Origin of the sequence: Calothrix sp. UHCC 0171, from assembly GCF_034931845.1 — a bacterium.
GTDB lineage: Bacteria > Cyanobacteriota > Cyanobacteriia > Cyanobacteriales > Nostocaceae > Brunnivagina.
Genome location: NZ_JAYGHN010000008.1, coordinates 139,265 through 148,876, shown reverse-complemented (window position 1 = coordinate 148,876; position 9,612 = coordinate 139,265). Strand labels below are relative to the sequence as shown.

Here is a 9,612-nt window from a genome sequence, read left to right as displayed (position 1 = left end):
CATTTAGATATTGGACAAAAATATGGGAAAATTCGCACAACTTATGAAGATGAGGGCGATTAAATCAGATTAAATCTGTTCTCCAGGATTAATTATGAGAACATAATTAAATTCACTGGCGAGCTTTACTAACTATGAGTATAGATGTATATCTATCAATCTATATCTGAAAGATTTTTATCCCAGAAAAATTTAAATTTAGCTACCATCAACAAGTATTCCTATATGCCCTTAGATTTACAAAACCTTACGGGTGGATACAGCATTACACCCATTATTGAAAATATTAACCTTTCGCTGGAAACGGGGGAATGGTTAAGTTTAGTTGGGGCAAATGGTTCTGGTAAATCAACATTACTGAAATTGCTCAGTCGCATTCTAACACCCCAACAGGGAACTGTGCTACTTGATGGTAAAGCTATCCACACACAACCAGCACAACTAATCGCGCAAAAATTGGCACTACTACCCCAACAACAAACTATTCCATCAGGCTTAACAGTACGTCAATTAGTCAGTTTAGGACGTACACCCCATCAACCTTGGTGGCAATGGGAATTGAATAGTCAAGATCGGGAAAAAGTAGAAGCAGCAATTAGGCAAACTAGATTAGAGAAATTAGGCGATCGCAATGTGGAAAATCTGTCTGGAGGAGAGCGCCAGCGTGCATTTTTAGCACTAGCATTGGCACAGGAACCAAAGGTTTTATTGTTGGATGAACCAACAACTTATCTAGATATAAATTATCAATTACAATTGTTAGAATTACTGCGAGAATTGAATCAACAACAAAATTTAACGATTGTCACTGTATTACATGAATTAAATTTAGCAGCAAGATATAGTTCGCGAATAGCACTATTAAAACAAGGTCAATTATGGGATGTTGGTACACCCAAACAAGTTTTAACAAATGAGGCGATCGCACAAGTTTTTGGTGTGGAATCAGTTATTATTGAAACACCTGTGGGTTTACAAGTTTGTGCCATTTCTTCAGTCTGAAAATACAAATATAGAGACGCGACATATCACGTCTCTGATATATTGCGTCTCTGGCTGACACTATTGGGTGAGGAGATTATTGAGTGAGGAAATTAGAAGCTGTAACCGACACCAGTTTGCAAGCTGATCGCATCAGCAGAGCTATTTTTATAGGCATTAATACCCCACTTAGCATCACCGTAAACCACTACATTTTGAGTGACTTGAGATTCTGCACCTAAGGTGACAACTGGAGAATTTTTGTTGCCTAATTGGCTTGCATATCCTTCATTTGTTTGGAAAGCATAACCACCACCAACATAAACATTAGTATTCTTGGCAATTGGGGCATCGAAGGTGACAGTTGGGATTAATGCTGTTGAATCACCACCAAATAATGCTGCACCACGAACTGATACCTGGGAATTCGGAATTGCATAACGTCCTTGGACGTTTCCTCCAAATGTTGCTGCATCATTTTGTTGACCACCATTAGTAACACCAGCAGCAACACCAGCACCTACATAACTACTAGTCATCCCTCGTTCTTCTAATGTTTGGGCTGATGCAATGCTAGGAGCAAGAAAAATAGGAGTAATAGCAAGTGCCGCAGAAGCAATTAATTTAAAGATTTTCATAGCACCCTCAAAGGATTATTGCGATTCATTTGTATATTTCTAGAATCGCTTTTTTCCCCATATTCCACCTCACACATTGAGGTCATGCAAACAGGTGAAAATTACTTCACCCAGTTGGAGGAAGGAATTTATTCTTGTTTTAGTTACTATTATTTGACAAAACTTATAATTATTCATAACAAATAACTACTTCTTCAAAAACTTCTGCCGCATTTTGATCACAAAACTATTAACTTCCGGCAACTTCATTACAGATGCGATCGCTCCAAACACGACTAAGCCAACGAATGCCGCGACTGAAAATTGTAACAACAAAGTTAAGAGATTTTTTGCTTCTCCTAAAAATCCCTGGACTACTTGCAAGGCTGCAAAGCTAGAAATTCCCCCAGCAATACTTGCCGCAGTTAATCCCATAATCGGAACACTCCACTCCAGCATTGGTAGCCCATTCAACCGTTTGTTGAGTATAAAGACTAACATTAATGTCGAACTTAAATTAACTCCCACAGTTGCTAACACTAAACCGGGAGCGCCAAAAGACTTGATAAAAATCCAATCGAGAAGAATATTTAAGAAAATATTAAACAAGCTGACACGGAAAGGTGTATCCCCATCACCCAAAGCATAAAATACCCGAACCAGAACATCGCGGGCGAGGTAAACGAACATCCCCACACCGTAGGCAACTAGCAGTGAGGCGACTAAATCAGAGGCTTTTTGATCGAATGCTCCCCGCTTATACACCATCTGCACAACAGGTTGGGATAAAGCACTCATAAATGCACCTAGTGGCAACATCGTAAAGGCGGAAAGAATTAACCCTTGGCGGATACGTTGCTTTAATTGTCCCCAATTATCAGGTTCGGTAAGCTGGGAAAATATTGGTAGCAGGGGAACTAAAACAATATTGGAAATTACTCCCAAGGGAGTTTGGACAAGCAAATTCGCATAATTTAATGCTGGAGCTGCACCTTCAATATAGGAAGCAAATATCGAGTTCACTTGCCAATTGATATAAAGCATTCCCGAAGAGAAAGTCGCTGGCAGCATTATATTCATAATTTCCCGCACTCCAGGGTCGTTAAAATTGAAGCGTAAGCGAAACGAACCCATACCAATGCGAGATTGGGCAATTACCTGCACAATCCATTGCAGTAATGCACCAGCCAGCGTACCTGCTGCCAACACAGCGCCACAATACATGGCGTTATTAGCTGCAAAAATATTGCTACCAAGTTGTACCCAAAGGACTCCCAAAGCAATAACAACAGTAATACTCGAAAGTAATGGACTAATGGAAGGTAGCCAAAATTGATTAGCGACGTTGAGAGTCCCAAATCCAATCCCAATCAGCCCCGAAAACAGAGCCATTGGAGCCATGATTTGCAACTGTTGCACTGCAATTTGGCGAATTACTGCACCATCAGCACGTTGGTTTAAGCCTGGTGTGGTTAAATCCAATAGTGTTGGCGCAAAAAATATGAGCAATATGGAAACAATTAACAACACTCCCCCAACAAGGGTTGTCATTGTCTCCACCAAAGGTGCAGCTTCTTCCTTCTTCCGCTTCGACAAAACACTAACGATCGCACTATAAAATGGACCGTTAACTCCGCCAAGTAAAATCAGCAAAAATCCCGGAATGACGTAGGCAAAATTATAAGCTTCGGCAACAGCACCGGTACTAAATGCAGCCCCCATCGCTGATTGCCGCACTAATCCCATCACTTTACTAATTAAAGTCGCTGCTGCGACAATCCCGGCAATACCTACCAGGGAACGAGTTACTTTTGATTCTTCTTTGGTCACAATGTATGTAATCCGACAATTACTGACAGGGAGTATCTTCTGAACATTTAACCTGAAAAATGGCTCGCTGTCAGGCTAATTGTGACAAATAATTCGCAGATTTTTTGCCTCTTGGTTTTGTCAAGGTTGTATGACGAATAATTTATCCCGATATTTTTTCAGAATCCCTAGCACGACGGTAAATTTCTCTCCAAAATTAGAGGCTACTAATTGTCGATTCAATGGCACAGGCTTTATTCCCGTAACCAGCTTTATTCAGGTTATTTTTCAGCTTTTCTAGGAGTAATATATCCTGGGGTTGCCAAGTTACTTGTTTTTGGGAAACCACGAGGGAAATTTTCTCGGCTAAATCTTCTCGCAATCGCTCTAAATCTTGGCTGGGTTGCCAAGCTTTGGTAAATACATCTAGGGTTTTGATGGCTTCATCACGGTTAAGTTTGCTAGGGATAGATTTTAGTTCGGGTAAACCAACCCATTTCAACAGGGTTTTGCTGTCATCACTACCACCACCAAGTAAGTAGCTAAGAAAACGCCATTGATGAAATTCTGATTCTCCGGCATAGTAGATATTGTCGAGGACTATACCAAGATTATTAACTTGTAATTGTTCGATTTTCCCTAATGCATAAGCAAAACTATTGCGAACATGAGAATGAAAACTTCTGTCCTTAATTACATTGAGGATATCTTTAACGTATGGTTTGGCTAACTTGCCTAAATTTGCTAATGCTTGGGCAGCACTAGAGTTAAGATTAATGTCTTCAGTTTTATCCTTGCTAATATCGAGAATATCTTTAATGTAGGGTTTGGTTACATCCCCAAATTGTCCAAATGTATCAGCAGCACTACGGCGAATATCAAGGTCAATATTTTTATCTTTAATAATATCGACAATATCTTTGACGTAGGGTTTAACTGCATCACCTAATTTTCCCAATTCATACGCAGCACTAATGCGGATTTGATAATCAATATTTCGATCTTTAATAATTGCTATGATTTCAGCAACGCTAGTGCGAGTATTACTATCAATGTTATCCTCTTTTATGAAATCAGGAATATCCCTAATATAAGGTTTAGCTGCATCCCCTAATTTACTCAATGCATACACAGCATTAATACGCAGATTACTATCAACATTTTTCTCATTCAGGATATCAGCAATATCTTTGATGTATGGTTTAGCTGCATCCCCTAAATTTCCCAACGCACTAGCAGCACTAATGCGAATTTCGTTATTAACAGTTTTATCCTTGAGGATATCAACGATATCCCTAATATAAGGTTTAGCTGCATCCCCTAAATTTCCCAACGCAGACGCAGCACTAGAACGAACACTAGGATCAACATTTTTATCTTTGAGGATATCAGCAATATCTTTGATGTATGGTTTAGCTACATCTCCTAATTTACTCAATGTATACACAGCATTAGCACGAAGATTAGAATCAGCATTTTTATCCTTGAGGATATCAACAATATCTTTGGCGTATGGTTTAGCTGCATCCCCTAAATAACCCAACGCAGACGCAGCATTAGCACGAACACTAGGGTGAAAACTTTTATCTTTAAGAATATCGACAATATCTTTGACGTATGGTTTGACAGCATCGCCTAAATTATTCAATGCGGTCAAAATATTATAGCCAGTGTTAAAGTTGTCGAAATCAATATTTTTGTCTTGAAGGAGATTAATTGCTTTCTTGGCGAGATTATCAGGTTTCTGCTGATCTAAATCTTTGAGTTCGTATTCTGCAATTTCCTTAAATCCCAGAATTTGAACCTCCGGATAACCATCGCCCAGCGCTGCAATAATCCCATTTATCTGCCAATCTTGCGGTTTGGGTTTTTCTGATTCCTTCGCACTTGCCCAAGGTAGGGAAAAGGAAATAACCAGGATAAAAGTCAATGCGAAAACTACAAAGCGGTGGTATTTGCGGTGTTTTTGGGGCATAGCGGGGAAGGAATGCTACAAAATTATACTAAGGTGATTTGTAAAGATTCAGAGAAAGGATACATTTCACTTAAGGATTTTTCCGTAAAAAATCTCTAGATATCTTCTTCCCGTTTATCCCCCAGAGACACGATATATCGCGTCTCTACATGCCCATAAAACCCTAACCCTCTCCGAAGCGCGGGACGGTTATGATATTAGTTTTAGATGCCTACCTACACCCCAAACTATCGCGAGTTGATACTCCTGTCACTGGATTCACACCATCCGCGCGATCGCACATTAAGGATACCTGATATCTATCAATAATTGCATCGGTAAAATCGGCTCCGCTAATATCGGCATTAAAGAAACGACTCCGGGTTAATGTCGCACCGGTAAAATTGGTATTTCTCAGGTTGGCTTCATCTAATGTTACGCGATCGACTAAAGCACCTGTTAGGTTTGCTCCTTCTAAGTTGGCTTTTAACATTACGCCTTTAGTAAACATCGCGTTTGTTAAATTTGCGTTTTTGAAGTTAGTACCGCGCATTTCGGCGGCAACAAAATTAACCCCTTTCAAATCAGTGTTAGAAAAATCTCGACCTTCTAAACTGGCGTTGTTGTAATTGATTGTATTAATTTGAGCTAAAGCAGATGTAGTATTAAATGCTGAGAACAAGAAAAATATACTTAAAACTACAATTAGGCGGAGAATTCGACGCGAAAAGATTATCATCATCTCTTAATCTCAATGCAGATGTTTCCAGAGAATGGAAGTCAAGTATTCTCGCGAATAGTTAACTTTTCTCCTCTAGTTTAAGTTTTACATAAAGTTAGAGTAAAACTTTTATGCTGTAAGGATTATGGATTGAATAAGGCGCAAAAGTAGGTTGAGCTAGAGTCGCGTAACGCACCATCCCCAATTAAATCCAAAATCCAGGTTATTAAATTCTCATTCTTAAGTCTGCTTATTTGGAGATGTTAAGAGAAATTAGTGTCACTAAAAAAATCATAGAAATATTTGAAAATGTCTAATAAAAGTGTGCAAAAAGCGCGATCGCATGACGGATAAAAATCAAATTATTGATTTGGGACTTGATTGGGAAAGAGAGAAGGATCAAACTTTTGCAAACCTCGCTTCACTGCATCATTATTAATATTTGAATTGCTAGGTAAATTTGAATAAGGTGTAGTGTAGCTTTGTGTCGGTGTCGCCACTGGTGGTATTACCTGTATTGATTGATTGGTATTAGTTAATGGGGCAGTATTATTGTTAAAGTTATTACTGTTATAGTTTGTGTAATCAGTATATGTTTGTAATGGTTGAGTTGTAACTATTGGTTGTCCAATACCTGTGCTAATGCTGTTGTTGCTGAAATTATTAGTTAATGCCGAAGGCTGTGTATACACTGGATTTGGCAGAGCATTTGGTACATTTTGCAAGCTACTTGGTAAAGTATTTGTTATTTGTTGTCCAAAAGTATTAACAGAATTATTCAGATAATTATTACCATAATTATAGTTGCCATTGTTATAACTCGAATTTGTCAAGTTACTTTGGGAAGAATTATAGGAGCTATACGCATTAAATGATTGATTCCCAGATATTGGCAATGAATTTAAGTTTTGGTTGCTATTATTTAAAACTACAGAATTTTGACTATTGAAGGATTGGTTAATTACAGGTTGAAGAGAATATAGACCAATATTACTTTCAGAGTTTCTTTCATTATTGCTTGGCAATAAACTATTTCTTCTCGTATATCCGAGTCTTTGATTTGCTGCATATTCTGTCTCATCCTCTCGACTAGATGACTTATTGAGGGGATTTAAGCTGGCAAATCTACTATTACTTTGAGTATTTGTAAATTGTAATAAACTATTGGCTTCACTTAAAAAAGGATTATTGAATTTTGGTAAGGAATTAGAATTTGTTGCCGAGGAATTTAATTTCGTTTCTTTTACAGTATTTTGCTTGCTAAATGCTTCTTCCAAAGGGTTCTTATTAGCTTTTTTGGGCGTGGCAATGACTTCTGGGCTAGGTATTGACTCTAAGCCTCGCTCAAAGTCATAAGCCAAGACAGGTAAATTATCTATATCAGCAGCAACTGCCCTTTCTTCATCAGAAAGTGTTGAACTTGATTCTGACTGTTGTCCTGTTGAATTAGAATTTTGCCGAGTTAGCATATCTGGGCGTGCCCAGAATTCTCTGATTACCAAGCCAACCACAGATAGAAAAATAGCAGTACCCCAAAAACCTGGGCGCGTTAAATTCCACAGTCTGGCTTTGAGATAGCGAAAGTATGGAGATGCATAACGACGATTTTTCATAGGTTTGGGTAGGGTAGAGAGGAAATTAATTTAAATAAATAATTAATGAAATGGAATAATTCAATATTTCGCTATTTTCCTGCGTGATTACAAATTTTCAAGTTTTTGGGTTCTAAGCTTATCCTAGCCTTAGACATAGTTATCAGTCATTAGGTAGTAAAAAATAATAATCTCAACTTTAAGTTGAGTATCTTTATTGGCATATTTACATAGATATCTCCATTCTTAATTGCAATATATAATACTATTTGTACTTAATACATACTATACAAAGACAGGGGGATGCGGTGAAAAATTAATATCCCCGACTTTTCCAAAAGCCAGGGATATTAACTACACTATTTTCGCCATTACTCGAAACCAAGGAAAATCCAATACTGGATAGGTGAAGTTTTTGCTAGTTACGAAGCATCTTGTAGCTGGGCAGTGCGAATCGATAATTGCTGTGTTTGATTCCCACGCTGGACTTTTAGTTGTAAAGTTTGACCAATGCGGCTTTGTTCGACGATATTCAACAATTGTTCGCCATTATTGATACGTTGCCCATCGACTTGTACAACCACATCACCAACACGGATACCTGCATTTGCAGCAGGAGAATTCGGGACAACTCGCGCTACCAAAATACCATTGATTTCAGGTATGCGAATGGGATTATTGGGGTTGGCATTAATTTGTTTAGCCAGTTCGGGTGTTAAATCTTCCATCCCAATACCAATGAAAGGGTGGGCAACTTTTTCACCTCTTTGAAGTTGAGATGCAATTGATTTTGCCCTATCGATGGGAATTGCAAAGCCAATGCCCATTGCATCACCACGAATGGCTGTATTGATACCAATCACTTCACCTTGGGCATTTAAAAGTGGTCCTCCAGAGTTGCCAGGGTTTATCGCTGCGTCGGTTTGAATAAACTCCAAGCGCTTGTTACCAATACCCACATCTCGACTGGTGCGGCGCAAAGTGCTAACAATACCCAAAGTAACTGTATTATCCAATCCTAAAGGATTACCAACAGCGATCGCCCAATCTCCAACTTGTACATTTGATGAGGAACCTAAAGTTGCTACAGGTAAATCACCACCTGCATTGATTTTAACTACAGCTAAATCGGTTACTTCATCAACTCCTTGGACTTTGCCTTCAATTGTGCGTCCATCTTTGAGACGAACCGTTACTCTGTCGGCTTTGTCAACAACGTGAGCATTCGTTAAAATCAGCCCACTTTTATCAATAATAAATCCGGAACCTAAACCGCGTTGTTGTTGCTGAGATGGCATCTGTTGCGGCAAACTATCGCCAAAAAATCTCCGGAAAAATGGATCATCGAAAAATGGATCAGGTATGCGACGGGACACTACTGTTCTTTCTGTATCTATTCTGACAACTGCATTCCCAACACGATTGACTGCCGCAGTCACAAAGCTGCTGTTCCCAATTGCTGTAGTTGCGGGAGACTGCCGTTGAGCCACTAATTGTCTGGAATCCTGATTGGTGACAGAATTGACAATAGGGCTGGGTGCTGGTTCTGCCTGGGATGGCGATACTTGCAATGTACCGACTGTGAAAACAACGCCCAGAATAATAGCTAACACATGCGTACCAAATTGTCGCATTGACCGAGGTAGTTTGGAAAATCGCATAACGGCAACCATTAATTTTTAGTTGATTGTTAGTGAAATCGATATGTATTTCTACTTTTATTTTTACAGGTTTGCAAGAAAACCTCAGAAATTGCTAAAAATTCTCAAAAATATAGACGCTTAAACTTTACTTTATGTTTCGCCCAAGAACCACTCCAATCAAAAATAAAGCCCCAGGTATTTAGTGCCTGGGACTAATTCTTTCCTAGAGAATCCTCAAAATCCCATTTTGTCATGATTCCATGACAAATGTAGCTGCACAATGTTAATTTTTTGC

General features: G+C 38.8%; 7 protein-coding genes. 1 reads left to right on the top strand and 6 read right to left on the bottom strand.

Annotation, left to right across the window (positions count from 1 at the left end; translation table 11 throughout):
• Positions 1-225: 225 nt before the first annotated feature.
• On the top strand, positions 226-1,002 hold the full coding sequence (locus tag VB733_RS09005; protein ID WP_323339773.1) for an ABC transporter ATP-binding protein: 777 nt from the start codon (positions 226-228) through the stop codon (positions 1,000-1,002).
• A 92-nt stretch (positions 1,003-1,094) separates the two neighbouring features.
• Here the strand turns inward: VB733_RS09005 and VB733_RS09000 are convergent, their stop codons facing one another.
• From VB733_RS09000 to VB733_RS08975, 6 genes are all read right to left on the bottom strand, one after another.
• Entirely contained in the window at positions 1,095-1,619 is a 525-nt protein-coding gene (locus VB733_RS09000) for an outer membrane beta-barrel protein (protein WP_323339736.1), read from the bottom strand.
• Positions 1,620-1,805: 186 nt separating this feature from the next.
• Positions 1,806-3,428 (bottom strand): murein biosynthesis integral membrane protein MurJ, encoded by a 1,623-nt coding sequence (murJ, locus tag VB733_RS08995; protein WP_323339735.1) that lies wholly within the window; start codon positions 3,426-3,428, stop codon positions 1,806-1,808.
• Between the two features lie 196 nt (positions 3,429-3,624).
• Positions 3,625-5,382, bottom strand: a complete 1,758-nt coding sequence (locus tag VB733_RS08990) for a HEAT repeat domain-containing protein (RefSeq protein ID WP_323339734.1) — start codon at positions 5,380-5,382, stop codon at positions 3,625-3,627.
• A gap of 211 nt (positions 5,383-5,593) precedes the next feature.
• Complete coding sequence (locus tag VB733_RS08985) at positions 5,594-6,100, bottom strand: pentapeptide repeat-containing protein (RefSeq protein WP_323339772.1); 507 nt, start codon at positions 6,098-6,100, stop codon at positions 5,594-5,596.
• Positions 6,101-6,444: 344 nt separating this feature from the next.
• Positions 6,445-7,695, bottom strand: coding sequence for a hypothetical protein (locus VB733_RS08980; protein ID WP_323339733.1), 1,251 nt, complete (start codon positions 7,693-7,695; stop codon positions 6,445-6,447).
• 401 nt (positions 7,696-8,096) lie between these two features.
• Positions 8,097-9,335: an HhoA/HhoB/HtrA family serine endopeptidase gene (locus VB733_RS08975; protein ID WP_323339732.1), complete on the bottom strand. Its 1,239-nt coding sequence runs from the start codon at positions 9,333-9,335 to the stop codon at positions 8,097-8,099.
• Positions 9,336-9,612: the final 277 nt, after the last annotated feature.

What these genes read in the sequence shown, in the direction of transcription:
- VB733_RS08985 (WP_323339772.1), bottom strand. Translation starts at nt 6,100, where the DNA reads ATGATAATCTTTTCGCGTCGAATTCTCCGCCTAATTGTAGTTTTAAGT.
- VB733_RS09000 (WP_323339736.1), bottom strand. Translation starts at nt 1,619, where the DNA reads ATGAAAATCTTTAAATTAATTGCTTCTGCGGCACTTGCTATTACTCCT.
- VB733_RS08990 (WP_323339734.1), bottom strand. Translation starts at nt 5,382, where the DNA reads ATGCCCCAAAAACACCGCAAATACCACCGCTTTGTAGTTTTCGCATTG.
- VB733_RS09005 (WP_323339773.1), top strand. Translation starts at nt 226, where the DNA reads ATGCCCTTAGATTTACAAAACCTTACGGGTGGATACAGCATTACACCC.
- VB733_RS08980 (WP_323339733.1), bottom strand. Translation starts at nt 7,695, where the DNA reads ATGAAAAATCGTCGTTATGCATCTCCATACTTTCGCTATCTCAAAGCC.
- VB733_RS08975 (WP_323339732.1), bottom strand. Translation starts at nt 9,335, where the DNA reads ATGCGATTTTCCAAACTACCTCGGTCAATGCGACAATTTGGTACGCAT.